26 protein-coding genes are annotated in these 25,249 nt (G+C 65.0%); 12 read left to right on the top strand and 14 right to left on the bottom strand.

Going from position 1 to position 25,249, the window contains the following annotated elements:
• Window positions 1–15 precede the first annotated feature (15 nt).
• Window positions 16–291, bottom strand: a complete 276-nt coding sequence (locus tag HOY44_RS15195; RefSeq protein WP_008330269.1) for a DUF2312 domain-containing protein — start codon at window positions 289–291, stop codon at window positions 16–18.
• A gap of 106 nt (window positions 292–397) precedes the next feature.
• On the opposite strand from HOY44_RS15195, the gene HOY44_RS15190 reads away from it, so the two are divergent.
• Complete coding sequence (locus HOY44_RS15190; protein WP_287435769.1) at window positions 398–613, top strand: hypothetical protein; 216 nt, start codon at window positions 398–400, stop codon at window positions 611–613.
• 7 nt (window positions 614–620) lie between these two features.
• Here the strand turns inward: HOY44_RS15190 and HOY44_RS15185 are convergent, their stop codons facing one another.
• The 8 genes from HOY44_RS15185 to HOY44_RS15150 all read right to left on the bottom strand — a co-directional run bounded on the left by HOY44_RS15185 (window position 621) and on the right by HOY44_RS15150 (window position 9,462).
• Window positions 621–2,708: an enoyl-CoA hydratase-related protein gene (locus HOY44_RS15185; RefSeq protein ID WP_287435767.1), complete on the bottom strand. Its 2,088-nt coding sequence runs from the start codon at window positions 2,706–2,708 to the stop codon at window positions 621–623.
• A 91-nt stretch (window positions 2,709–2,799) separates the two neighbouring features.
• Window positions 2,800–3,009, bottom strand: a complete 210-nt coding sequence (locus HOY44_RS15180; RefSeq protein ID WP_008330278.1) for a hypothetical protein — start codon at window positions 3,007–3,009, stop codon at window positions 2,800–2,802.
• A gap of 48 nt (window positions 3,010–3,057) precedes the next feature.
• The gene (locus HOY44_RS15175) at window positions 3,058–3,384 is read right to left on the bottom strand and encodes a TraR/DksA family transcriptional regulator (RefSeq protein ID WP_138423466.1); all 327 of its coding nucleotides are present in this window, start codon (window positions 3,382–3,384) and stop codon (window positions 3,058–3,060) included.
• Window positions 3,385–3,468: 84 nt separating this feature from the next.
• Window positions 3,469–4,605, bottom strand: a complete 1,137-nt coding sequence (locus HOY44_RS15170; RefSeq protein WP_287435765.1) for a FliM/FliN family flagellar motor switch protein — start codon at window positions 4,603–4,605, stop codon at window positions 3,469–3,471.
• A 67-nt stretch (window positions 4,606–4,672) separates the two neighbouring features.
• Window positions 4,673–7,333, bottom strand: coding sequence for an ATP-binding protein (locus HOY44_RS15165; RefSeq protein WP_287435763.1), 2,661 nt, complete (start codon window positions 7,331–7,333; stop codon window positions 4,673–4,675).
• A 2-nt stretch (window positions 7,334–7,335) separates the two neighbouring features.
• A complete protein-coding gene (locus HOY44_RS15160) occupies window positions 7,336–7,620 on the bottom strand; it encodes a hypothetical protein (RefSeq protein ID WP_008330291.1) in 285 nt (94 codons plus the stop codon).
• A 7-nt stretch (window positions 7,621–7,627) separates the two neighbouring features.
• Window positions 7,628–7,999, bottom strand: coding sequence for a response regulator transcription factor (locus HOY44_RS15155; RefSeq protein ID WP_008330293.1), 372 nt, complete (start codon window positions 7,997–7,999; stop codon window positions 7,628–7,630).
• A 155-nt stretch (window positions 8,000–8,154) separates the two neighbouring features.
• Entirely contained in the window at window positions 8,155–9,462 is a 1,308-nt protein-coding gene (locus HOY44_RS15150) for an XRE family transcriptional regulator (RefSeq protein ID WP_138423468.1), read from the bottom strand.
• Between the two features lie 217 nt (window positions 9,463–9,679).
• On the opposite strand from HOY44_RS15150, the gene HOY44_RS15145 reads away from it, so the two are divergent.
• From HOY44_RS15145 to HOY44_RS15115, 7 genes are all read left to right on the top strand, one after another.
• A complete protein-coding gene (locus HOY44_RS15145; protein WP_008330296.1) occupies window positions 9,680–11,029 on the top strand; it encodes a substrate-binding protein in 1,350 nt (449 codons plus the stop codon).
• 117 nt (window positions 11,030–11,146) lie between these two features.
• Entirely contained in the window at window positions 11,147–12,178 is a 1,032-nt protein-coding gene (locus tag HOY44_RS15140) for a branched-chain amino acid ABC transporter permease (RefSeq protein ID WP_008330297.1), read from the top strand.
• Between the two features lie 10 nt (window positions 12,179–12,188).
• On the top strand, window positions 12,189–13,379 hold the full coding sequence (locus HOY44_RS15135; protein WP_040885552.1) for a branched-chain amino acid ABC transporter permease: 1,191 nt from the start codon (window positions 12,189–12,191) through the stop codon (window positions 13,377–13,379).
• Between the two features lie 12 nt (window positions 13,380–13,391).
• Window positions 13,392–14,147 carry an ABC transporter ATP-binding protein gene (locus HOY44_RS15130; RefSeq protein WP_008330299.1) on the top strand — a complete coding sequence of 252 codons (756 nt, stop codon included), beginning with the start codon at window positions 13,392–13,394 and terminating at the stop codon, window positions 14,145–14,147.
• A 14-nt stretch (window positions 14,148–14,161) separates the two neighbouring features.
• Entirely contained in the window at window positions 14,162–14,947 is a 786-nt protein-coding gene (locus tag HOY44_RS15125; protein ID WP_050772029.1) for an ABC transporter ATP-binding protein, read from the top strand.
• A gap of 106 nt (window positions 14,948–15,053) precedes the next feature.
• A complete protein-coding gene (gene acs / locus HOY44_RS15120) occupies window positions 15,054–16,994 on the top strand; it encodes an acetate--CoA ligase (RefSeq protein WP_008330301.1) in 1,941 nt (646 codons plus the stop codon).
• 251 nt (window positions 16,995–17,245) lie between these two features.
• Window positions 17,246–18,055 (top strand): PRC-barrel domain-containing protein, encoded by an 810-nt coding sequence (locus HOY44_RS15115; RefSeq protein WP_138423469.1) that lies wholly within the window; start codon window positions 17,246–17,248, stop codon window positions 18,053–18,055.
• A 239-nt stretch (window positions 18,056–18,294) separates the two neighbouring features.
• On the opposite strand, the gene HOY44_RS15110 is transcribed toward HOY44_RS15115, so the two are convergent.
• The 5 genes from HOY44_RS15110 to HOY44_RS15090 form a co-directional block, all read right to left on the bottom strand.
• A complete protein-coding gene (locus HOY44_RS15110) occupies window positions 18,295–18,669 on the bottom strand; it encodes a hypothetical protein (RefSeq protein WP_287435757.1) in 375 nt (124 codons plus the stop codon).
• A complete protein-coding gene (locus HOY44_RS15105; protein ID WP_287435755.1) occupies window positions 18,666–19,034 on the bottom strand; it encodes a DUF6768 family protein in 369 nt (122 codons plus the stop codon). The genes HOY44_RS15110 and HOY44_RS15105 overlap by 4 nt, the downstream gene beginning before the upstream one ends.
• Window positions 19,021–19,578, bottom strand: coding sequence for an RNA polymerase sigma factor (locus tag HOY44_RS15100; protein WP_287435753.1), 558 nt, complete (start codon window positions 19,576–19,578; stop codon window positions 19,021–19,023). Before HOY44_RS15100 ends, HOY44_RS15105 begins: the two co-directional genes overlap by 14 nt.
• A gap of 63 nt (window positions 19,579–19,641) precedes the next feature.
• Window positions 19,642–20,445: a 3-hydroxybutyrate dehydrogenase gene (locus HOY44_RS15095; RefSeq protein WP_138423473.1), complete on the bottom strand. Its 804-nt coding sequence runs from the start codon at window positions 20,443–20,445 to the stop codon at window positions 19,642–19,644.
• Window positions 20,445–21,944, bottom strand: a complete 1,500-nt coding sequence (locus tag HOY44_RS15090; protein ID WP_287435750.1) for an AMP-binding protein — start codon at window positions 21,942–21,944, stop codon at window positions 20,445–20,447. Before HOY44_RS15090 ends, HOY44_RS15095 begins: the two co-directional genes overlap by 1 nt.
• A 131-nt stretch (window positions 21,945–22,075) precedes the next feature.
• Between HOY44_RS15090 and HOY44_RS15085 the strand changes: the two genes are divergently transcribed.
• The 4 genes from HOY44_RS15085 to accC all read left to right on the top strand — a co-directional run bounded on the left by HOY44_RS15085 (window position 22,076) and on the right by accC (window position 25,245).
• Window positions 22,076–22,696, top strand: a complete 621-nt coding sequence (locus tag HOY44_RS15085; protein ID WP_008330313.1) for a TetR family transcriptional regulator C-terminal domain-containing protein — start codon at window positions 22,076–22,078, stop codon at window positions 22,694–22,696.
• 102 nt (window positions 22,697–22,798) lie between these two features.
• A complete protein-coding gene (locus HOY44_RS15080) occupies window positions 22,799–23,221 on the top strand; it encodes a hypothetical protein (protein ID WP_287435748.1) in 423 nt (140 codons plus the stop codon).
• 167 nt (window positions 23,222–23,388) lie between these two features.
• Entirely contained in the window at window positions 23,389–23,889 is a 501-nt protein-coding gene (gene accB / locus HOY44_RS15075) for an acetyl-CoA carboxylase biotin carboxyl carrier protein (protein WP_138423477.1), read from the top strand.
• Between the two features lie 9 nt (window positions 23,890–23,898).
• Window positions 23,899–25,245 (top strand): acetyl-CoA carboxylase biotin carboxylase subunit, encoded by a 1,347-nt coding sequence (gene accC / locus HOY44_RS15070; protein ID WP_138423478.1) that lies wholly within the window; start codon window positions 23,899–23,901, stop codon window positions 25,243–25,245.
• Window positions 25,246–25,249 lie beyond the last annotated feature (4 nt).

Here is a 25,249-nt window from a genome sequence, read left to right as displayed (position 1 = left end):
CGACCGGATCGCGGATCAGCTCATGCCCAGCGCCTGCTTGTACATGTCGAGAACCGCCTCTTCCTCGGCGATGTCGTCGGGCTCGCGCTTGCGCAGCGCGATCACCTTGCGCATGACCTTGGTGTCGTAGCCACGGGCCTTGGCCTCAGCCATCACCTCTTTCTGCTGGTCGGCGATGTCCTTTTTCTCCATTTCCAGACGCTCGAACCGCTCGATGAACTGACGCAACTCGTCCGCCGTCACGCGGTAGCTGCTCGGGGTGCCTTCGGTCTCGTCCATCACGTCCATCATGCTGTCCTCGCTCGGTCTGGTGGACCCTCTTGCTAGTCGCAACGCCACCGCCCATCAAGACCCCTTCTCGCTTGCGGCAGCGCCTTGCCCACGCTAGAGGCAGCACATGGAACTTCTCATTATCATCGGGGCGGTCATCTCCGCCGTGGGCCTTGTCGGCCTGATCCTCAGCGCCCTGCGCGTGCTCAAGGCGAAACGCTCCGGGCAGGAAGACGAGGCGCTGCGCGAAACCGTGCGCCGCGCGATGATCCTGAACTTCGGCTCGCTGATGCTGTCGGCCTTCGGGCTGATCCTCGTCGTGGTCGGCGTCATCCTCGCCTGAACCGGCCTCAGGCCTTTCCGATCGTCTCGAACCGGCGCCCGTGCTTCACAAGCTCGTCCCACAGCGGGACCGGCGCCCAGAACGGGTTCTCGGACGCCCAGTCCGACAAGTCCTTGCGCACCTCGAGCGGCGTGGCGAGGTCGGCGGCCAGCATCGGGCCACCCTTTTCGCGGGGAAACCCCAGCCCCAGCAGCATCACCGCGTCGATATCCGAGGGCCGGTCCACGACCCGCGCCGCGACGAGCCGCGCCCCTTCGTTCGCCATCGCGAAAAGGCAGCGGCGTCGAATGTCCTCTTTCTCGAACACCTGTGGCCTGATCCCGCGATAATCGCGCAATGCCCGGATCATGTTGGTCACGTCAGTCGAGGGTCGCCCCACCCCGTCCTCGCCCCGGTAGTCGTAAAACCCCTGTCCGGTGCGCTGGCCATACCAGGCCTGTTCGATCATCCGCGCGGGAAGTTCCGACGGGCAGGCATCGAGGTTCAGGCCCCAGACCGCTTCGATCCCGGCGACGTCCTGTGCCTGAAACGGGCCAAGCGGCATCCCGTAGCCGCGCATGGCAAGATCGACCTCGGCGGGCAAGGCGCCCTGTTCGACCACCATAGCCGCCGCCGCATAATAGGCCTGACGCATCCGGTTGTAGACCAGCCCCTGCCGCGCGCCCGTCAGCACCGGCCCCTTGCCCATCGCGCGGGCCAGCCGGATCAGGGTCATCAGCGCCTCGGGCCGGGTGCCCCGCGCCGGTGCGATTTCGACAAGCCGGTTGGCATCGGCGGGCGCGATGAAATGCATCGCGGCGAACCGATCCGGGCGCCCTGACGCGCCTGCGAGGGTTTCGATATCGCATTCCGCGGTCGAACTGGCGAAGATCGTATGGCTCGCGGCGATCTGCGACAGTTGGCCCAGCGCCTGCGTCTTTCGCACGCTGTCCTCGGCCAATGCCTCGATAATCACGTCCATGTCGTCGAGGGCGCCGTAGTCGTCCGCCGTGTTCAACCGCCTGAGCCGGTCGTCGCGGTCCCGGCCACTGAGCGTTCCCGCCTCGACCGCATCGCCGAAGGCGCGTTCGATCCGGCCCCGGACCCGCGTGATCGCGGTGTCGTCCTCCAGCGCGACGGTCACCGGCACCCCGGCCTTGAGGGCGGCCATCGCCACGTCGCGGGCCAGCGCTCCTGCGCCCACCACCCCCACGGACGACACCCGTTGCGCCGCCACCCCGGCCAGTGACGGAAACCGCCCGGCCCGGCGTTCGGCGAGGAAAGCGTGGCGCAGACCCCGTGCCGCATCGGAATTCACGAGGTCGTCATAGGCCGCGTGTTCCATCTCCAGCCCGGCGTCGAACGGGACAAGAAGCGCGGCCTCGACCAGTTCAACGGCCCTGATCCCGGCCTCGCCCGCACCGCCCTGCATCGCGGACCGCCGGGAGGCGACGGCTTCGAGATAGGGTCTGGCCTGCCCGAACCCTTCGGTGCGGTCGCGGGTCGGGCGCGGTGGGACGCCGCTTTCGGCGAAGTTGCGGGCCGACCCGAAGGCGGCCTTGTCGAGGTTTTTCTGGACGATCTTGTCGACGAGCCCGGCGGCAAGAGCACGGTTCGCGTCGATGGGCTTGCCGGTGGTCAGAAGGTCGAGCGCCACCCGCGCCCCGACCAGCCGGGGTAAACGCTGGGTGCCACCGGCATTGGGGACGAGCCCCAGCGACACCTCGGGAAATCCGAACCGCGCGTCGTGGAGCGCCATGCGGTAATGACAGGCCAGCGCCAGTTCCAGCCCACCGCCAAGTGCCGTGCCGTGGATCGCCGCGACCACGGGCTTCGTGCAGTCCTCGATCCTGCGACACAGGTCGGCCAGCGTCGGCTCCCCGGCCGCGACCGAGAACTCGCGCACATCGGCGCCAGCGGGGAAGGTGCGCCCTTCGGCCTGGATCAGAATGGCGGAAACGTCGGGGTCAGCTTCGGCGCGTTCGAGGCTTTCGAACAGGGCCGCGCGCACCGGCTGGACGAGCGCGTTGACCGGGGGATTGGCGACAGTGAGAACCGCGACGCCTTCGCGTCGTTCCCACCTGACCTTCTCTGCCCCTGACGGTCCCGCGTCCATGCGGCGCTACCGCTCCGATTTGCCTAATTGTTACAGCAAACTAGGCCGCAGGCGGTTCCAATGCAAATTTTTCGTAATCCGAAGCCCGCCGTCAGACCGGCATGTTCTCGAACAGGTCCTCGTCATCGTCCTGCCGCAGCCAATCGGCATAGACCCGAAGCTGTGCCGGAAGCTCAAGCCCGTATTCGGCATGCATCGCGATGGTCTGGCGCAGGCGGTCCTCCCACATACGCCAGTTCACCGGGTCCGCCGCGATGTCGTCCATCAGCGTGCGGGCCGTGTTCATCAATTCGTCCTTCATAGTATCCTCCCGGTTCCTTCCTCTGAACCAAGCAGCAAAATAGTTGCGTCAGCCTGTCTTGGACGCGCAGGTCGCGCAGAGCGGCGCCTGTGGCACGAGGTCGAGACGCGCTTCGGCGATTTCGGCCCCGCATTGCACGCAATAACCGTATTCGCCTTCGTCCATACGGGTCAGTGCGGCCTTGATCTGGGCAATCTCGGCCTGACCGGATTGCCCCATCTGCTCGAGCACCTCGTCCTCTTCCCGTTCCGTCGCCAGGTCTTCCCAGTCCTTCGACTGGTGGCTGTCGAGTTCATCATCGATCTCGTGCAGGCGCGTGTCGAGTTCCGCGAGGCGGGCTTCGAGTATTGGGCGGTATTTCGCGACGTCGGGCATGGTGTCTCCCCTATAAACAGGAGCATCAATAGCCCAAGTTTGTCCCGCCGCCTTGATCTTGGTCAAGACGGGATTGCCAGACGGTCAGGAAAGGTCGAGCGGGTTGTCGGAATTGGACAAGTCGGGCAGATCGGGCAGGACCGCAAGGTCCGGCAAATCGGGCAAGTCCGGCAGATCAGGCAGATCCAGCAGATCGCCAGTGTCACCGAGCGCGCTAAGATCCGCGACATCCCCCAGATCCGGCACATCGCCACTATCCGGCAGGTCCGGCATGGGGTCGACGGGCGGCAGGGCGGCGGGTTTTGCAGGGCGCGCGGGCGCGTCCATCTGCGGTTCCGTCTCGGCGACTGCGCCGATGCGGATCGCGCGATGGCCGCCCGACATGCCCAGCCGCCCGTGTTTCACGGTGCGACCGTCGATATCCTCGATCGCGACTTGCCCCAGCGCCTCGCGCGGGATGGGGATGACGCTGCCCACGGAAAGCCCCGCCACCTCGGCCAGCGGCATCTGCAAACGGTGAAGCGTGCCGCGCAGCAGCACTTCCGCCTCACCGACCACTTCGGCCAGAGCCTGCGTGAACCCCGCCGGGTCGGCGTTCGTCGCCGCAGTTGCACCGGACGGGGCCGCATTGAACGGCAGGATCACATCGAGCGTGCCCTGCTTCGCCCCGCGCCCGAGATCGAGCGAGACGTGGAACCGCCGGTAGGGCACGTCGTCCAGCGTCATCGGTATGGACCGCGCTTCGGACAGGGCGAGCGCGTAGCGAAACCCGCCCAGCGCCGGCGCGATGTCGATATCCGCCTCTGCCGTCCGGTCTTCGAGCAGTTCCAGCACGCGGTCGATGAAATCCGCGCACATGATGGCGTCCGTCCGGGTCGGCGGTCGTGCGGTCGCGGGACGCGGAACGACCCGGCCCGTGGTCTGTATCTCGATCAATGCCGCAAGCGTGTCCGGATCGACGAGGATCAGGCCATAGCGGCCCTCGGGCCCTTCGATCAGCGTCATGAGCGCGTGTTCCCCGATCCCCTCGACGATCGGGGCAAGGGTCGTGCGCGTCTCCTCGGGCTGGCCCGCGACGATGGACAGGCCCGCCACATCCTCGCCCGCCTGCATGATGGCCGTGCGCAGAATACGCGCCGCCGTGGGCGCGCCGATCTCGGGCGGCGGTCGTCCCGCCCCCGCCTTGCGCTGCATCGCGCTGGGGCGTTCGTCTGTGTTCATATCCTGTGCCACGGGCAAAGGTGTCCGTCCCCGACACTCGCAGCACAAGGTTGACAAAGGGTGAAGGTTAACGCGGCAGGGTCACGCGAAAGGCAGCACCGCCCTGCCCCGGCAGGTATGTGACCGATCCGCCGAGCTTCGACATGATCTCACGACAGATCGCAAGGCCCAGACCGGCCCCGCCTGCCTTTTGCTGATCCGACAGGCGCGAGAATTTCTCGAAGATCATGGATTGGCTCTCGGCGGGAATACCGGTTCCATTGTCGATGAAATCCACCTCGACCCGCTTGGCGTTCTGCGCGACCGATATGGTCAGGCGCGGGTTGGCCGCATCGCAGTATTTGCGCGCATTCGCGATCAGATTGATGAAGACCTGACTCAGCCGGTCCGTGTCCGTCTCGATCGTCACATCCTCGCGCGCCGGGGTCCGCCGGATGTCGAGCGTGCGGCCATCCCGCCCGGTCGCGCCCGCGGAAACCGCCCGGTCCAGCACGGCCTGCAGGTTGCCCGGTTGCATGTTCAGCGTCACTTGCCCGGCCTCAAGCACCGACAGGTCCAGAAGATCGTCCAACAGCCGTGTCAGGCGGATCGCCTCGTCCTGAATGATGCCGGAATATTTTCGGGTATCCGCATCCTCCATCCCGCCTTCCTTCAGTATCTCAGAAAAAGCCCGGATCGAGGTCATGGGCGTGCGCAGTTCGTGGCTGATCTGGCTCAGAAACGCGTCCTTCTGGATCGACAGGGCCGTCAGCTTCTCGTTCGCTTCTTGCAACTGGCGAGCGGTGCGGACCAGTTCTTCCGACTTGGCTTCGAGCTGCGAGGAATATTCCAGAATCTGCTGCGTCTCATCGGCCACGGCCATCAGGTCGTCGACCGAGACCGAGGCACCGCCGACGATCTGCCCGACCATCGCATGTGCCGTGGCGGCCCCGACCGAGCCAGACAGTTCCCGTTCGAGGATGCGCAGGAAATCGGGTGTGGTATCGGGCAGATAGCCTTCCTTGCCCTGCCGCGCGCTTTCGGCATGGAACAGGTTCTGCGCCTCGCTCGCGCCCATGATCCGTTGCGCCATGACCAGAAGATCCTCGGCCTCGGCATTGCCGCGCGACCAGCCCTGAGCCGTGCGGCTGTGTTCGAACACATTGACGAACTGGGCGCCTTGAAGCCGCTCCATCGGGCGCGGAAACGACACCAGCGACCCGGCGATGAACGCGCCGGTGTTGAGCGCCATCGACCAGAAGATCGCATGGACGACCGGGTCCATCCCCTCGATGCCGAAGAACGCCTGCGGGCGCAGCCAGTCGATGCCCCAAGGCCCCTCGGCCATGAAGCGCGCGGTCATCACGCCCTCGCCGAAGGACGGCAGGAAAAGCGCGTAGGCCCAGATCGTGAAGCCGAGGATCAGGCCGACGGCGGCGCCCACACGGGTCGCCCCGCGCCAGAACAGCCCGCCGATCAGCGACGGAAGCACCTGCGCCACGCCCGCGAACGAGATCAGGCCGATGGCCGCAAGCGCCTCGCCCCCGCCCGACAGATGGTAATAGAACCAGCCAAGGCCGAGAACGGCGGCGATGGACAGACGGCGCGACACCAGCACGACATGGCGCACATCCCCCGACATCGCCGCCCCGCCCATGCGGGCCGACAGCCAGATCGGCATGACGATGTGGTTCGACACCATGGTGGACAGCGCGATGGCCGCCACGATGACCATGGAGGTCGCGGACGAAAACCCGCCGAGGAAGGTGAGCATCGCCAGCCCGCCCTGATCGAAATGCAGGGGCACCGTCAGAACGAAAAGGTCCGGGTTCGCGCCGGCCGGCAGGACGCTCAGACCCACGACCGCGATCGGAACCACGAACAGGCTCATCAGGAACATATACAGCGGAAACGCCCAGCTTGCGGTGGCGAGCTGCTTTTCGTCCACGTTCTCGACGACCAGAACCTGAAACATGCGCGGCAGGGTCAAGAACGCGGCGGCGGACAGGAAGATCATCGTGGCCCAGCGCGGCCCGTCCAGTTCCCACGTGGCGATGGGTGAGGCGTGGATCGTCTCGGCGATCGCGCCGGGGCCGCCGGTCACGCCCCAGACCACGAAGATGCCGACCGCCAGCAGGGCCACTAGCTTCACGACCGCCTCGACCGCGATGGCGGTGACCACGCCGTGATGCCGCTCGTTCGCGTCGAGGTTCCGGGTGCCGAAAAGCACGGTAAAGGCGGCAAGGCCGACGGCGACCCAAAGCGCGGTGGCCTCGGGATCCGCCGCCGCATCCCCGCCTTGCTGGGCGAAGACCGAATAGGACAGGACCACCGACTGAAGCTGAAGCGCGATATAGGGCGTCGTGCCGATCACGGCGAGCAGCGTGACGATCACGCCCAGAAGGTTCGACTTGCCGTAGCGCGAGGATATGAGGTCCGCGACCGAGGTGATGCGTTGCGCGCGCCCGATGCGGACCAGCTTGCGCAGCACCCACCACCAGCCGACCATGACGATGGTGGGGCCGAGATAGATGGTCACGAACTCCAGCCCCGACCGTGCGGCGTAGCCGACCGCACCATAGAACGTCCAGGCCGTGCAATAGATCGACAGCGACAGGGTGTAGATGATCGGCGCGCGCAGCCAGCCGCCGCGCCCGGTCCGGGCCTGCCGGTCGCCCCAGAACGCGACGAGGAACAGGAAACCGACATAGGCCAGACTGACGGCGATCAGCAGGTTGAAGCCGACCATGCTCAGTCCTCGTCCTCGACCGATCCCGGCTCGAGCGGGTCCGAGGCGACGCCACCGGGCGAGCGCGCCACCGCACGCACCAGCAAGGACGCCCCGATGATAAGCACCAGCCACGCGGCGAACAGATACATCCCGGCATAGGCCGTCGACCGCTCGGACGTGCCGGAGCCAAGAAGCGGCACGAGGAACAGAAGCAGCCCGAGCACCGGAAGCACGCGAAGCGCGTCGATCAGGCGGCGACGGCGGTAGGTGTCACGGGCAAGGAAGGTTGTGGGGCGTCGCGTCATCCGCGCCTCACGCCCCGCCGGTCATCTCGCGCAGGACGGTCAGGACCTCGGCGTTGGAGAACGGCTTGGTCATGAACCGCGTCGCGCCGAGTTTGTCGGCCAATTCCCGGTCCTTCTTCTGGCCGCGAGCGGTCAGCATCAGCACGGGCAGCGTGCCCATCTCGGGGTCGGCCCGCAGATCCTGCAAAATCTCGTATCCGGAGCGGCCCGGCAGCATCACGTCGAGCACCAGCGCATCCGGCGTGTGCCGTCGCACCGCATCCATCGCCGTCTCGCCGTTGGCATGGGTCGAGACGGACCAGCCATCACGGCTGAGGATGAATGAGATCGCTTCGATGATGTTCGGCTCGTCCTCGATCAGCAGAACTTGTTTCGCCATAAACTCCCCCGATGGGCCCTCCCCCTGAGCCCGCGTTTCTCGTTTATCGCCTCAGGGTGGTGCAAAGTCAAAGCAGAACAGGGGCTTGGGCCGGTGGCGACCGCATGGTGCCGCCCGAACCCGTGCGCACGAGCGGCGGGGACAGCCGAGACCGGCTAGCTCTGCTTGCCCAGGATCGACGGTTCGCGCCGCGCCGAACAGGTCTCGCGCGGGCAGATCCGGCAGGACGCGCCGACCCTGAGCACCGGGCCGGAGGTATGCTCGACGGGTTCGATGAGCATCGTCGCCTCGTGAATGGGCGGCGCGTCGAAGGTCGCCGCCGGGCGGGGAACCGAGAGGGCGCGACACAGAAACAGCTTCGGGTCGGTGCCCGGCATCTCGACCACCCGCGCGATGGGCTGCGCCGGGCGGGCCAGCGCCTGATAGAGCGGCCACAGGGGACAGGCCGCACCGAAACGCGGCAGCGGAAAACCCTCCAGCGGCTTGCGCAGCGTGACCGTTCCCGATCCATCGCAGACCACGAGGCCCCGCCCCGGTTCGTCATCGGCCGTCGGCAGGCTGGCCATGCGCCGCAGCACCGCGTCCAGCCCCACCCCGAAGCCGTCCGCGACCCGCGCCGGGTCTTCGCCCGTATTGGCGAGCGAAGTTCGAAACGCGCTCAACGGCATGGCGCGGGCATCGGCCAGATAGCGCACCAGCATCCGGTGGGCGAGGTCGCGCGCGCCCTTGTCCCTGAGCGGCCCGGCCTTTTCGAGCATGAGCCCGATCTCGCCCTCGCCCACGGCGGGCTTTTCAAGCTCGGGGAAATGATAGCCCGCCTCGCCCACATAGGCGGCAAGGTCGTCGACCGCCGAGACCTGCATCTCGCGGGTATCCGCACCCGCCTCAAGATAGGTCACCAGCCCTTCGGCCGACGATGACAGGCGCTGCGCCTCTTCGCGCATATTGCGCAGGAACCGCGACTGCCAGTCCGGGTCGATGTCCTCGGTCTCGGCGAGGATCGCGGCGGTCGACCGGATCGCGGTCACCGTGGACAGCACTTCGTGGAGCGAGGCCGCAAGGTGCGGATCGTGGGTCAGCCGGTCCGACAGCGTCTCGACCACCCGTTCGAGATCCTCGATCCGGCGCGCCTGCGTCGCGACGAGCGCCGACCAGCCCGAGAACCGGCCCGCGAACTCCTCGACCCGGTCGAGTTCGGGGGTGACGTTCTCGAACCGGGCGGCGGCATCGCGCAGGGCGTTGACCAGCGCCTGCCCCGCGCCTTCGGACAGTTGCGCGGGCTCGGTGTTCAGCTCGCGCGCGAGATCGACCAATAACTTGCCGCCGATTCTGCGGCGATTGTGTTCGATCAGATTGAGGTATGCGGGCGACACCCCCACGGCGCGGGCCAAGTCGGCCTGACGCGTGCCCAGCGCCAGCCGACGCTCGCGGATCCGGCTTCCGGTCAGGCGGGACTGAGGCATGAAATTTTCCTTGGTTTTCCGATGCTTTCTGCACCTGCGCGAAAATTTGTTTACAGGTATACCATTGTATCAGTTCATTTGTTTACAAAAAAATTGTTACATCTGAAGCATTTGTTGCGGAATTTTCTGACCCAACGTCATAATGCCCACAGCCTGTAAAAAGGCACACGGCATGTGCGGGGAGGCCATGTCGTCATTTCCAAACGGGAGGATATTCATGTCCAAATCGAACTTCACCCGTCGTGGGCTTCTCAAGACGGGTGCCGTGACCGGCGCCGGCCTTGCGATGCCGACGATCTTCACCTCCGGCGCGATGGCGTTCACCAACGAGCCGACCGGTGACACCGTGACCTTCGGCTTCAACGTGCCGCAGACCGGCCCCTACGCAGAAGAAGGCCTCGACGAGCTGCGCGCGCAGGAACTCGCCATCCAGCACATCAACGGCGAAGGCGACGGCGGGATGCTGAACACCTTCTCGTCGAAGGCGCTCGACGGGACCGGCATCTTGGGCAAGAAAGCGGCCTTCGTGACCGGCGACACCCAGACCAAGTCGGACGCCGCGCGCGCCTCGGCCAAGTCGATGATCGAAAAAGACGGCGTCGTGATGATCAACGGCGGTTCGTCCTCGGGCGTGGCCGTGGCCGTTCAGGGCCTCTGCCAGGAAGCCGGCATCATCTTCATGGCGGGTCTGACCCACTCCAACGACACCACCGGCAAGGACCGCAAGGCCAACGGTTTCCGTCATTTCTTCAACGCCTACATGTCGGGCGCCGCTCTGGCCCCGGTGCTGAAGAACGCCTACGGTACCGACCGTCGCGCCTATCACCTGACCGCCGACTACACCTGGGGCTGGACCCAGCAGGAGTCGATCCAGAACGCCACCGAGGCGCTGGGTTGGGAAACCGTCAACAACGTGATGACGCCGGTCGGCGCGGGCGACTTCTCGTCCTACATCACGCCGGTTCTGAATTCGGGCGCAGACGTGCTCATCCTGAACCACTACGGCGGAGACATGGTGAACTCGCTCACCCAGTCGATCCAGTTCGGCCTGCGCGACGCGCAAGCCAACGGCAAGAACTTCGAGATCGTCGTTCCGCTCTACTCCGAACTGATGGCCGCCGGTGCCGGCGAGAACATCAAGGGCGTGTACGGTTCGATGAACTGGAACTGGCAGCTGACCGACGCGGGCACGCAGGCCTTCGTCAAGTCGTTCGGCGAAAAGTACGGCCGTCCGCCGTCGGGTTCGGCGCACACCTGCTACGTGCAGACGCTGCTCTATGCCGACGCCGTGACCCGTGCCGGTTCGTTCAACCCCTGCGCCGTGGCCGAAGCCCTCGAAGGTTTCGAATTCGACGGCATGGGCAACGGCCCGACGCTCTACCGCGCCGAAGATCACCAGTGCTTCAAGGACGTGCTGGTCATGAAAGGCGCCGAGAACCCGACCACCGAGTACGACACCCTCGAAATCGTGGAAGTCACGCCGGTCGATCAGGTCATGTACGAGCCGAACCACCCGATGTTCGGTGGCGACGAAGCCTCGCTCGGCGAGTGCAACGACGGCGCGTAATCGTCAGACCCTTCGTAGGGCGGGGACATCCCCGCCCTACACTCATGCGCAGGCAGTGGGCGGCAAGACCCGCGCCGCGTTCGTTTCACACACCCTTATGCAGCACCGGTGGGGACAATGGACGCCATCATTCTTCAAATTCTGAACGGGCTCGACAAGGGCTCGGCCTATGCGCTGATCGCCCTCGGGCTCACGCTCATCTTCGGCACGCTCGGCGTCGTGAACTTCGCCCACGGTGCCCTATTCATGATCGGCGCCTTCGTCGCCGTCACGCTTCAGCGGATCTTCAACCTGTCGTTCGAACAGATCGACCCGACGAAAAAGGACTTCCTGGGCAACCCGCTCAAGGTCGAGGTTCCCTACGTCGAGGCTTGGTTCGGCGCCGATGTCGGTGACTGGCTGATCGACTGGTCCGTGCCGCTGGCCATCATCTTCGCCATTCCCGTCATGCTGCTCGTCGGCTTCGTCATGGAACGCGGCCTCATCAAGCACTTCTACAAGCGCCCACATGCCGACCAGATCCTCGTGACCTTCGGCCTTGCCATCGTGCTACAGGAGCTCATCAAGTACTTCTTCGGCGCCAACCCGATCCAGACCGGGGCACCGGATGCCTTCTCCGGGTCGATGGATTTCGGCGTGTTGCTCGGCTTCGACCCCAACGTCATCATCTATCCCTACTGGCGTCTGGTCTACTTCCTCTTCGCCGCCATCGTGATCGGCGCGGTGTTCTCGTTCCTCCAGTTCACCACCTTCGGGATGGTCGTTCGGGCCGGTATGGCCGACCGCGAGACGGTGGGGCTTCTGGGCATCAACATCGACAAACGCTTCACGCTGATGTTCGGCCTCGCCGCCGCGGTCGCGGGCATGGCGGGCGTGATGTACACGCCCATTCTGGCACCGAACTATCACATGGGGATGGACTTCCTCGTGCTCTCCTTCGTCGTGGTCGTCGTCGGCGGCATGGGCAGCTTGCCCGGCGCCGTCGCCGCGGGGTTCCTGCTGGGTGTCCTGCAAAGCTTCGCTTCGATGAACGAGATCAAGTCGCTCATTCCCGGCATCGACCAGGTCATCATCTACCTCGTCGCAATCATCATTCTGCTCACCCGTCCGCGGGGCCTCATGGGCCGTGCCGGCGTGATGGAGGAATAAGACCATGAAAATGCTCGGTCTGTCACAACGAGACACCACCTTCCTGCTGATCGTCGTCTTCCTGACGCTGGTCACGCCGATCCTGCTCCAGCCGTTTCCCGAAGGCTCCGGCATGGCCACGTTCAACGCGGGCTATCCAGACCTGATGCAGCGGTTCGCGATCTTCGGCATCTTCGCCATCGGCTTCAACATCCTCTTCGGCCTCACCGGCTACCTTTCGTTCGGCCACGCGGCCTTTCTGGGTGTCGGCTCCTACTCGGTCGTGTGGATGTACAAGCTTCTGGGCTACAACGTGGTCCCCGGCATCCTGCTGGCGGTCATCGTCTCGGCCCTCTTCGCCCTGCTCATCGGCTACGTGTCGCTGCGCCGCTCGGGGATCTACTTCTCGATCCTCACGCTCGCTTTCGCGCAGATGAGCTACAACCTCGCCTACTCGGTGCTGACGCCGCTGACCAACGGTGAAACCGGCCTTCAGGTCTATACCAACGATCCGCAGGTCCTGATGGGCGAGAACAGCCCGACCTCGCCGCACTTCTTCGGCATCGTCATGAACGAAAGCGCGAAGCTCAATGTCGGCGGGTGGGAGTTCACCTTCAACAACGGCTACTACTTCTGCGCCATCGTCGCGATCCTGGTCTTCTACCTGTCGCTCCGCATCTTCCGGTCGCCCTTCGGCCTGATGCTGCGCGCGATCAAGACGAACCAGACGCGCCTGAACTACACCGGCCTCAACTCGCGCCCCTACACCCTTGCCGCTTTCGTGATCTCGGGCATGTATGCCGGGCTCGCCGGTGCGCTCATGGCCTCGATGGACCCGCTTGCGGGCGCCGAGCGGATGCAGTGGACCGCCAGCGGCGAAGTCGTGCTGATGACCATCCTCGGCGGGGCCGGCACCCTGATGGGTCCGATCCTCGGCGCAGGCTTCATCAAATACTTCGAGAACATCTTCTCGAAAATCAACGACAACATGCTGCACCAGTGGTTCGCGTGGATGCCGGACGGGATCGAAGATTTCCTCATCGGCCTCAGCCACTTCTTCGTCGGCAAATCCTGGCACCTGACGCTCGGCCTGCTCTTCATGCTCGTCGTCATCTTCCTGCCCGGTGGCCTTGTCGAAGGTGGCCAGCGCATCGCCAAGGCCGTCCGCAACCGTCGCTCCAAGGGCGACGGTGCGGAAGCCCAGACGCAGCCCGCGGAATAAGGAGAAACTCCCATGGGTATCCTTGAAGTCAAGAACGTGGGCAAACGCTTCGGCGGTCTGCAAGCCCTCTCGGACGTGAACCTGTCGGTTCAGGAAAACACGGTGCACGCCATCATCGGGCCGAACGGCGCGGGCAAGTCCACCCTGCTCAACTGCTTCGTGGGCAAGCTGATCCCCGACACCGGATCGGTCATGTTCAACGGCCAGTCGGTGCTGGGACTCAAGCCGCACCAGATCAACCAGATGGGCATTTCCCGCGTGTTCCAGACGCCCGAGATCTTCGGCGACCTGACCGTGATGGAGAACGTCATGATCTCGTGCTTCGCCAAGCGTGACGGCGCATTCCGCATGCACCCGTTCGAAACCGTGGCGCATGAGCGCGATATCGTCGAACAGGCCGAGCAGATGCTCACCGACGTGAACATGATCGACAAGCGGCACATGCACGCGGCCTCGATGTCGCGCGGCGACAAGCGGCGGCTCGAGATGGCGATGTGTCTGGCGCAGGAACCCCGGCTTCTGCTGCTCGACGAACCGACAGCGGGCATGGCGCGCGCCGACACCAACAACACCATCGACCTCCTCAAGGAGATCAAGGAAAAACGGGACATCACCATGGCGATCATCGAGCACGACATGCACGTCGTCTTCTCGCTCGCCGAACGGATCACGGTGCTGGCCCAAGGCACGCCGCTGGTCGAGGATACGCCCGAGAACATCAAGGGCCATCCGAAGGTGAAAGAAGCCTATCTCGGTGAGGCCGCGTAAGGGGGATGAAGGACATGAACGAACAAGTCGTCGGAGAGGCCAAGCGCCGCGAACCCGTGGATCATTCGAACAACGCCAACCACGCCAGCACGGCCCCGGCCTTCTTTTCCTGCTGGGACATCCACGCCTATTATGGCGAGAGCTACATCGTCCAAGGCGTGACCTTCAACGTCCACGAGGGCGAAATCCTCGCCCTTCTGGGCCGCAACGGCGCCGGCAAGACCTCGACGCTGCGGGCGCTGGCGCGCACGGGCAGCCCGATGGTCACGCAAGGTGAAATCTGGCTCGACCACAAGCCGCTGCACCAGATGAAAAGCCATGAGGCGGCGCAGAACGGCCTTGCCCTCGTCCCTGAAGATCGTCGCATCATTCAGGGTCTGACGGTGGAAGAGAACCTGCAACTGGCCCAGATCGCACCGCCGATCGGCTGGTCGCTGGAACGCGTCTACGAACTGTTCCCGCGCCTCGGCGAACGCCGCAAGCAGGAAGGCACAACGCTTTCGGGGGGCGAACAGCAGATGCTCGCCATCGCCCGGGCGCTGGTGCGCGATATCAAACTTCTGCTGCTTGACGAGCCCTACGAAGGTCTCGCCCCCGTCATCGTCGACGAGATCGAGAAGACCTTGAATGTCATCAAGGCGCAGGGCATCACGACCGTGCTGGTGGAACAGAACGCGGTCCGGGCGCTGGAACTCGCCGACCGTGCCGTGATCCTCGACACCGGCACCGTGGTCTTCGACGGCACCGCGAAAGAGGTGCTCGACAACGAAGCTCTGCGTCACGAATACCTGGCCATCTGAGCCGGACCCGCGACGCGCCGGGAGGGGCGCTTCGCACCCGCCAGATCACGGGCGCCTGTTACGGGCGCCCGTTCCAAGAACACGACCGGCAGGAGGAGGACCGACCATGTCCGACAAGACCTACGCCCCATCCGATGACTTCGTAAAGAACGCCAATGTCGATGCGGCGAAGTATGACGAAATGTATGCCGCATCGGTGAACGACCCCGACGCTTTCTGGGGCGAGCACATGAAGCGGCTCGACTGGATCAAGACGCCGACCAAGATCAAGAACACCTCGTTCGATTACCACAATGTCTCGATCAAGTGGTTCGAGGACGGCGAGATCAACGTGGCGGCGAACTGCGTCGACCGGCACCTCGCCACCCGCGGCGACCAGACCGCGATCATCTGGGAAAGCGACGATCCGAACGTCGACAAGCACATCACCTACAACGAGTTGTCCGAGCAGGTGAACAAGCTCGCCAACGTCTACAAGTCGCTGGGCGTCGGCAAGGGCGACCGGGTCGTGCTTTACATGCCGATGATCCCCGAAGCCGCCTATGCCATGCTGGCCTGCGCGCGCATCGGTGCGATCCATTCCATCGTCTTCGCGGGCTTCTCGCCCGAGGCGCTGGCCGCCCGCGTGTCCGGCTGCGACGCCAAGCTCATCGTGACCGCCGATCAGGCCCCGCGCGGGGGCCGCGCCACGCCGCTCAAGGCGAATGTCGACAAGGCGCGCGAACATTGCGGCGAGGTCCAGACCCTCGTGGTCGAGCGCACGGGCGCCGACGTCGGCCTCAAGGACGGACTGGATCACTCCTACAACGCGCTGATGGCGAACGCCTCGGCCGATTGCCCGCCGGAGCCGATGAACGCCGAAGATCCGCTGTTCATCCTTTACACCTCCGGCTCGACCGGCGCGCCCAAGGGCGTCGTCCACACGACCGGTGGCTACCTGCTTTATGCCGCGCTCACGCACGAGGTGACGTTCGACTACCACGACGGCGACATCTACTGGTGCACGGCGGACGTAGGCTGGGTCACGGGCCACAGCTACATCGTCTATGGCCCGCTCGCCAACGGCGCGACGACGCTGATGTTCGAAGGCGTGCCGACCTACCCGGATGCGGGCCGGTTCTGGGCCGTCTGCGAAAAGCACAAGGTGAACCAGTTCTACACCGCCCCGACCGCGATCCGTGCGCTCATGGGTCAGGGGACCGAGTGGGTGACGAAATACGACCTGTCCGACCTCAAGGTGCTGGGCACCGTAGGCGAGCCGATCAACCCGGAAGCCTGGAACTGGTACAACGACGTTGTCGGCAAAGGGAACTGCCCCATCGTCGATACGTGGTGGCAGACCGAAACCGGGGGCCACATGATGACCCCCCTGCCCGGCGCCCATGCGACCAAACCGGGTGCGGCGATGAAGCCGTTCTTCGGGGTGCAGCCCGTGGTGCTCGACCCGCAGGCCGGGACCGAGATCGCCGAGTCCCCCTGCGAGGGCGTGCTGTGCATCGCCGATAGCTGGCCGGGCCAGATGCGCACGGTCTACGGCGACCACGAGCGGTTCGTGAAAACCTATTTCTCGGACTACAAGGGATATTACTTCGCCGGTGACGGCTGCCGCCGCGACGCCGATGGCGACTATTGGATCACGGGCCGGGTGGATGACGTCATCAACGTCTCCGGTCACCGGATGGGCACCGCCGAGGTCGAAAGCGCCCTCGTCGCCCATGCCAAGGTGGCCGAGGCCGCCGTCGTCGGCTTCCCGCACGAGATCAAGGGGCAAGGCATCTACTGCTATGTCACCCTGATGGAAGGCGAGGAATACACCGACGATCTCAAGACCGAGCTGCGCAACTGGGTCCGGACCGAGATCGGCCCCATCGCCTCGCCGGATTACATCCAGTGGGCGCCGGGCCTGCCGAAAACCCGCTCCGGCAAGATCATGCGCCGCATCCTGCGCAAGATCGCCGAGAACGATTACGGCGCGCTTGGCGACACCTCGACGCTGGCCGATCCTTCGGTGGTGGACGAGCTGATCGCGAACCGCAAGCCGGACTGACCCTCTCCCCGAGCGCCCCGCGTTCTGCGGGGTCTCACCTTCAGGCCGACGCTTCGCGCGTCGGCCTTTTTTCGTCTGTGCCCTCTCCCGCGGCACCCCGCCGTTGCTCGCGACAAACTCACAACCATTTGAAAAAATTCGATTTCTAAGTGACTAATCGCAAATCTTTTTCAGGCCGGAACAAATCTCGTAACCATCGCATTGGAGTGACAAGGCGCGTGAGCGCGCCACGACAACTAGGAGATTTGAATATGAAACCGCTGAACAAGACCCTGATGACGTCTGCTGCCGCGCTCGTCCTCGTGGCCGGCTCGGCCTTTGCGCAGGACGTTTCGACCGACACCGAAGTGACCGGTGACGTGGCGACCGAAGGCACGACCATGAACTCCGACACCTCGACCTCCACTGACATGGAGGCGACCGGTGACGACATGACCGCCGACGCCGAGATGGACACCGAGACCGAGCTGGAATCGGACATCGAGACCGCCGCTGAAGAGACCGGCGAAGCGATCGAAAACACGGCGGAAGACGTGGCCGATGCGGCCGAGAACACCGCTGAGGACATCGAGCAAGGCGCCGAAGAGCTGGCCGCCGACGCCGAGAACGCCGCCGAAGAAGCCGGCGACGAGATGGAAGAAATGGCGGCTGACGCCGAAGCCGAAGTCGATGGCGAAATCGACGGCGAAATGTCGGCCGATGCCAGCGCCATGGACTCCGACCTCGAAGCCGCTGCTGATGTCGAGATTTCCTCGCTCATCGGCGTGAACGTCGTGTCGCAGGACGGCAACGACGTCGGCGAAGTCGACAACTTCTACATGCTCGACAACAAGGTCTGGGCTGTCATCGGTATCGGTGGGTTCCTGGGCATCGGCGAACATGACGTCGCCATCGACCTCGAGCACCTCGCGGTGAACGAAACCTCGGACGAAGGTGAAGTGACCGAATTCATGATCACCGGCTACACCGAAGCCGATCTTGAAGCGATGGAAGAATTCGACAGCGAAACCGCCACGGTCATCGACTCCACGTCGAGCCTGCGCGCCGCTTCGGGTTCGTAAGACCAAGACCACTCACGGGCGTCATTCCGACGCCACCGACCGGCGCATGGCCTCATGCGCCGGTCATTTTATTTCGCGACCCCGGGCCAACCGGACGTAAGGTTGCTCATTTCTTGACCGAATGGTAAGAATCGTGTAATACTGAGAGGTGTCGGATCACTTAAGTGTTTCGACACTCATTTCAGGACCCTTTTGCTTTAGAGTGCACGCCCCCGACCCGTCTGACGGATCGGGGGTTTTCATGTCGCGACGGCGACCCATAACAGCGCGGCACCCCACAGGGCGAAGCCGATCGCGCTCATCGTCAGGGTCGGCCCCACCGTTTTTGGGGTCTTGAGCGTCAGCTCCGGAACGGCGATCAGCGATGCCCCCTTGGCCACGGCGGCAACACCGAGCAGCGACACGAGGATCGCGCCAAGGCCGTTCCACTGCCAGTGATTGACCAGGATCACCATCCCGACGACGAAATGCACGGCACCGGAGAGGTTCAGAAGCACCGGGTCGGCCTTGGCATTGCCGAGCACCATGCGTTCATAAAACCCTCGCGACACGAGGAAGCCGATCGCGGTGACGATCAGATACGGCCCGGCGATCAAGGCGATGGTCTGGGTCACTGGCCCGTATCCCGTTTGGCGATCATCAGCTCGACCCGGCGCAGTTCGCGCAGGATGCGATCCGCCTGAATCTGCGGCATCAGGCTGAGTTTCAGAACGGTCGCCATGAGGGCCAGCACCGCGGCCGTGATGCCCCATTTCACCGCCGTCAGCACATCGGTCGCGCCGTAGAAGCGAAAGCCGCACCAGACCGCGAAGCCGAACATCGTGGTCTGAACGATCATCACGACCCATGTGATCCAGCCCAGCTTGCCCCGGAACGTGCCGAGGGCGAGCGCGAACCAGCCGCGTTCCGCCGTCGCCTCGGCAATCGCGCGATCCTCTTCGGAAAGCGCCTCTTCGATCATCCGATCAATCTTGTTCATCATCGTCTCCTTCCAAGAGATCGCGCAGCTTGCGCCGCGCATGCATGAGGCGGGTCTTCACGGTCCCCACGGGCACGTCGAGTGCCGTGGCGACCTCGCCCACCGACAGGTCTTCAAGGTAGAATAGCGCGACGGTCGCCGCCTGATCGCGGGTGAGCGCGGCAATCGCCGCCCGCACCTTGGCCGCGTCCGACGCGACGGGTCCGGCCTCGTCCACCGACAGATCGGTTTCCGACGCCACCGCCGCCTCCAGCGCCCGGCCCCGCTGGCGCCGCCGGATCTCACGCGCGACACGGCGGGTCACGATCCTGAGCGCCCAAGGCAGGAACGCGTGGTCGTCGCGCAGGCTGCGAAGCCCTCGCAGGATTTCCACCCACGCCTCCTGCACCACGTCGCGCGCAACTTCCCGGTCGCCCAGAAGCCGCACGGCATGGGCCATGAGCCGCCCACCGCGCAGCTCGACCAGCCGCGACAGCGCGCGGGTGTCCCCGGCACGGGCCGAGGCGACGAGATACGCCTCGAGCGCCCGGATACGGGTGTCCATCGCCGCTATTCTCCTTTCATGGGAGAGAGTGCGACGGGCACCCGTTTCGGTTCAATGAAATCGTTACTGCGCGGTCCAGCCGCCATCCACCGGGATCGTGACGCCGGTCAGGTTGTGGGCCGCGTCCGAACACAGGAACACGGCGAGCGCGCCAAGGTCCGAGGTCTGCGTCATGCGCAGCGACGGCTGTTTTTCCGACAGAAGGTCCGCAATGCCTTCGTCCCGGTCGCCACCGTGAAGGTCGGCCCGCGCCTGAATCTGGCTTTCGATCAGGGCGGTTTCGGTGAAGCCCGGCCCGATGCAGTTCACGGTCACGCCGCCCTTTTTCGGGTCACCCTTCGAGGCGTATTCCAGCGCCACCACCTTGGACAGGCCCACCAGCCCGTGCTTGGCCGCGACGTAGGGCGTCTTTTCCTTGGACGCGACCAGCCCGTGAACCGAGGCGATGTTCACGACGCGGCCATAACCCCGTTCGGCCATCTTCGGCAGCGCCGCCTTCATCGTGTGGAAGCAGGCCGACAGCATGATCGCGATGATCGCGTCCCATTTCTCGTCCGGCATATCCTCGATCGGGGCGGTGTGCTGAATGCCCGCGTTGTTCACGAGGATGTCGATCGGCCCCCAGCCTTCGACCTCTTCCATCAGGTCGCGCACGTTCTGCGCCTTGGACACGTCGGAGCCGAAGAACTTCACCTCCGGCGATCCGGCGGCCTGCACCTGCTTCACGGCCTCGTCGGCGGCCTTGTCGCCCGGCAGCGAATGGAGCGCGACGCGCGCCCCGGCGCGGGCCAGTTCCAGCGCGATACCCAGCCCGATCCCGCTGGTCGATCCGGTGATAAGCGCCGTTTTTCCGTTCAGTGAAGTCATCAAGTCATCTCCTTCAGCCGCTCCCGCAGCTCGGTTTTCAGAACCTTGCCATAGTTGTTTTTCGGCAAGTCATCGGTGAAAAAATACGCCTTGGGCCGCTTGAAACGCGCGATTTGTGCAAGGACATGCGCATCGAGCGCCGCCTCGTCCACGCCCGTCGCGACGACGAAGGCGACCACGTCCTCCCCCCATTCCGCGCTCGGCCTGCCGATCACCGACACCTCGCGCACGGCGGGGTGGGTGAGCAGCGCCTCTTCGACCTCGCGGGGATAGATGTTGGTCCCGCCCGAGATAATGACATCCTTCGAGCGGTCTTTCATCGTCAGATACCCGTCCGCGTCGAGAGTGCCCATGTCCCCGGTCATCAGCCAGCCGTTTCGGATCGTCTTCGCGGTGGCCTCGGGGTTCCGCCAGTAGCCCGGCATCACCACCTGCCCCCGCACCATAATCTCGCCCGTGTCGCCGGGTGCAACCGGGTTTCCCTCCGCGTCGCCGATGGCCACCTCGACCACCGATTGCGCGCGGCCGACACTGGCAAGACGTTCGCGCCAGCGTGGGTGCGTGCGGTCCGTCACCTCGTCGCGCGTCAGGGCCGTGATCCCCATCGGGCATTCCCCCTGCCCGTAGATCTGCACGAACTTGGGCCCGAACCAGTCGACCGCCTCGACGATATCCGACACGTACATCGGCCCACCGCCGTAGACGATCGTCTTGATCCCCTCGGCGCGGTCCCCCGCCGCGCTGGCCGCATCGGTGATCCGCCGGACCATCGTCGGCGCCATGAACATGTGAAGCGGTCCTATCCGGCGCGCGGCATCCAGCAATTCCGCGGGCTCGAAGCCGCCCGAGGCCGGGCAGATGTGACGCGCCCCCTTGAGCACGTGAACCAGCGCGTAAAGCCCCGCGCCGTGGCTCATCGGGGCCATGTAGAACGCCCCGTCTTCCGCCGACACCTCGTCCACATCGGCGAGATAGGACAGCGACACGACCTGTAGGATCTCATGAGTGAGGACGACGCCCTTGGGCCTGCCCGTCGTGCCGGAGGTGTAGAACAGCCACGCAAGGTCGTCGCCCGCGCGCGGCTCGATGGCACGTGGTGCGTGCATGGCCATCGCCGACAGATCGTCCATCGCGATGATCGGCACGGCGGTCGCCTCGGCCAGCCCTTGGGCCAGCCCGTCGGTCGCGAACACCGCCCGTGCCCCGGAATCGTCGAGGATATAGGCTGCCTCGCGCGGGTGGAGTTTGGCGTTGATCGGAACCGCCGCCGCCCCCGCGACCCAGATGCCGTAAAGCGCGATCAGGTATTCCGGCACGTTCTTCATGAAGATCGCCACCCGGTCACCGGGCGCGATCCCCCGCTCGGTCAGCGCCGCGCCCACGCCCGCTGCCCGGTCGCGAAAGGCGGCGTAGTCGGCCACGCAGGTCTCGCCCGTGAACAACGCCGGCCGGTCGCCATGCACCGCCGCGACCCGCTCCAACCACAATGCCAGGTTCATATCCTCGTCCTCCCGACGGCAGAGCCTATGCGTCCACCGCGCCACGCGCCAGTCCGTAAAGTCCCGTAGTCGTTGATCATCTGGTCAAATCCATGCAATCTATCCTTCCGGCCGGGACCACGGAGACATCGATGAACCAAGCCAAGCCTGTCACGCGCATCCAGCGCAGGAACCGCGAAACCATTCGCGAGGCTGCTCTCGACGTGTTCTCGCAGCATGGATTCCGGGGGGCGACGCTGGATCAGATCGCGCAGGCGGCGGGGCTGTCGAAGCCCAACCTGCTATATTATTTCCCGTCGAAAGAGGCGATCCACGGCGAGTTGCTCTCTCACCTCATGACCGACTGGCTGGAGCCGCTGCGCGCGCTCGACGAGGCCGGAGATCCGGTCGAGGAAATCCTCGCCTATGCGCTGCGAAAGCTCGACATGGCGCAGGAACTGCCGCGCGAAAGCCGCCTGTTCGCGAACGAGATCGTGCAGGGCGCGCCGCGGATCATGGACATGATCACCGGCGAGCTGAAAGAGCTGGTGGACGAAAAGGCCAAGGTCATCCGGGCGTGGTCCGACGCCGGACGGCTCGCATCCGTCGACCCGCACCACCTGATCTTCTCGATCTGGGCGACGACGCAGCATTATGCCGATTTCGACATTCAAGTGCGCGGCATCCTGCAAACCGGCAACACGGACCATTTCGACGATGCACGGCGTTTTCTGACGCATCTCTACCGCTCCGCCCTGACCCCGACGCGTTAACCAACAGTTAACCACCCACGCCGGATTCTGTGGACAAGGGCAGCTGGCAGGCAAAGTATGCGAAGACGCATACGGTGGGGGCACCGTAGTCGGAGCATGGAAATGGAGATTTCCGGACCAGCCCCCTTGGGCGCAAAAGCCGCATTCGCGATGCCGGTGCATGACGTGCGCCCGGTGGCCATCCACAAGATCGACGCGAAGCCGACCCTGTCGGACGCGCGGTCGGAGGCACGCGATCACCCGGAGCAGGACAGTCAGGCCAGCGCATCGCGCGACATCATCGCGCTAAGGCGCGCCGTCGCGCAGGGTCAGCGGCCCGCCGGACCACCCCCATCGTTCGAGGTGAGCCTGCTCGAAGTCGAAAGCGATTTGAAACAGAAACTCGCCCGGATGGAGGCCGAACGGTCTCAGGAACGCGATTCCCCAGCCGTGCAGGGGCAGGCCGAAGCCGAAACACCGCCTGCCGCCGATGAGCCCGCCGGTGTCGACAAGACCGAAGCGGTGCGCGACGACACGGCCGACTGACCCAAGAGCGCCATTTCCGGCCCGTCGCCACCCGCGCGTCGGCCCCTGTTTCGTGCCGCCTATTCCGACCAAAACGCATGGGGGTGCTTTTCTCCCCCCGCCTGCCGTCCTATAAGCAGGAGTGATATGCCCCCGCGACAGATGGGGGAACCAGGCTCGAGGACGGTATGACCAAGAATTCCCATGATAGCGACGTGGCCTTCATTCAGGCCCTTGCCGAGCTTCTGCGTGAGAACGACCTCACCGAACTCGAAGTGAAACGCGAATACGGCGAGGCCGACCGGCTCAACGTCCGCGTGGCCCGTGGCGGACAAGTGGTGACCCAGTACGCAGCAGCCCCCGCGCCGGCCCCGGCCCCCGCCGCCCATGCACCCGCAGCCCCCGCAGCCGCGCCCGCCCCGTCGTCGGGTGGCGAGGACGACCCGGCCAAGCATCCCGGTGCCGTCACCTCGCCGATGGTCGGCACCGCCTATCTCTCGCCCGAACCCGGTGCGGCCGCCTTCGTCAAGGTCGGCGACAAGGTGGCCGAGGGGGACACGGTTCTCATCGTCGAGGCGATGAAGACCATGAACCAGATCCCCGCCCCGCGCGCGGGCACGGTCAAACGCATTCTGGTCGAGGACGGGTCGCCCGTGGAATACGGCGCGCCCCTGATGATCCTCGAGTAAGGGTTTCGGATGTTCGACAAGATCCTGATCGCCAACCGGGGCGAAATCGCCCTTCGCGTCATTCGCGCGGCCCGCGAGATGGGGATTGCCACCGTGGCGGTCCACTCCACCGCTGACGCCGACGCGATGCACGTGCGCATGGCCGATGAAAGCGTCTGCATCGGCCCGGCTTCCGGCAGCCAGAGCTACCTGCATATCCCCGCGATCATCGCGGCCTGCGAAGTCACCGGCGCTCAGGCGATCCATCCCGGCTACGGCTTTTTGTCCGAGAACGCCAACTTCGTGCAGATCGTCGAGGATCACGACCTGACCTTCATCGGTCCCTCGGCCGCACACATCCGCATGATGGGCGACAAGATCACGGCCAAGGAAACCGCCGAAAAGCTCGGCATTCCGGTCGTTCCCGGCTCCGCCGGCGGCGTGCCCGATATCGAGACCGCCCGCAAGGTGGCGGCCGAGATGGGCTATCCGGTCATCATCAAGGCGACAGCCGGTGGCGGTGGCCGCGGCATGAAGGTGGCGGAGTCCGAGGCCAAGCTGGAACACGCTTTCCGCACCGCCCGGTCCGAGGCCAAGGCGGCCTTCGGCAACGACGAAGTCTATATGGAGAAGTATCTCCAGAAGCCCCGTCATATCGAGGTGCAGGTCTTCGGCGACGGCAAGGGCGGCGGCGTTCATCTGGGCGAGCGGGACTGTTCGCTCCAGCGCCGCCATCAGAAGGTCTTCGAAGAGGCCCCCGGCCCGGCGATCAGCCCCGAAGAGCGGGCGCGCATCGGCGGCATCTGCGCCGACGCCATCGCCGAGATGGGCTATGCCGGGGCGGGCACCATCGAGTTTCTCTACGAAGACGGCGAGTTCTACTTCATCGAGATGAACACGCGGCTTCAGGTCGAGCATCCGGTGACCGAAGGCATCTTCGGCGTCGACCTCGTGCGCGAGCAGATCCGCGTCGCCGAGGGTTTGGGCCTGTCCTTCACGCAGGACGATCTTCAGATCAACGGCCACGCCATCGAGATCCGCATCAATGCCGAGAAGCTGCCCAATTTCTCGCCCAGCCCCGGCAAGATCACCCAGTATCACGCCCCCGGCGGTCTGGGCGTGCGCATGGATTCGGCGCTTTACGACGGCTATTCCATCCCGCCCTATTACGACAGCCTGATCGGCAAGCTCATCGTCCACGGCCGCGACCGGCCCGAGGCTCTGGCGCGGCTGGCCCGCGCGCTTGGCGAGCTGGTGATCGACGGGATCGAAACGACCATTCCGCTGTTCCACGCGCTCTTGGGCGAGGAAGACATCCTCACCGGCAACTACGACATCCACTGGCTGGAGCACTGGCTGGCGGAGAACATGAGCTGACGGA

Origin of the sequence: Maritimibacter sp., assembly GCF_016774595.1 — a bacterium.
Classification (GTDB): domain Bacteria; phylum Pseudomonadota; class Alphaproteobacteria; order Rhodobacterales; family Rhodobacteraceae; genus Maritimibacter; species Maritimibacter alkaliphilus.
This window is presented reverse-complemented; position numbering and strand designations above follow the sequence as displayed.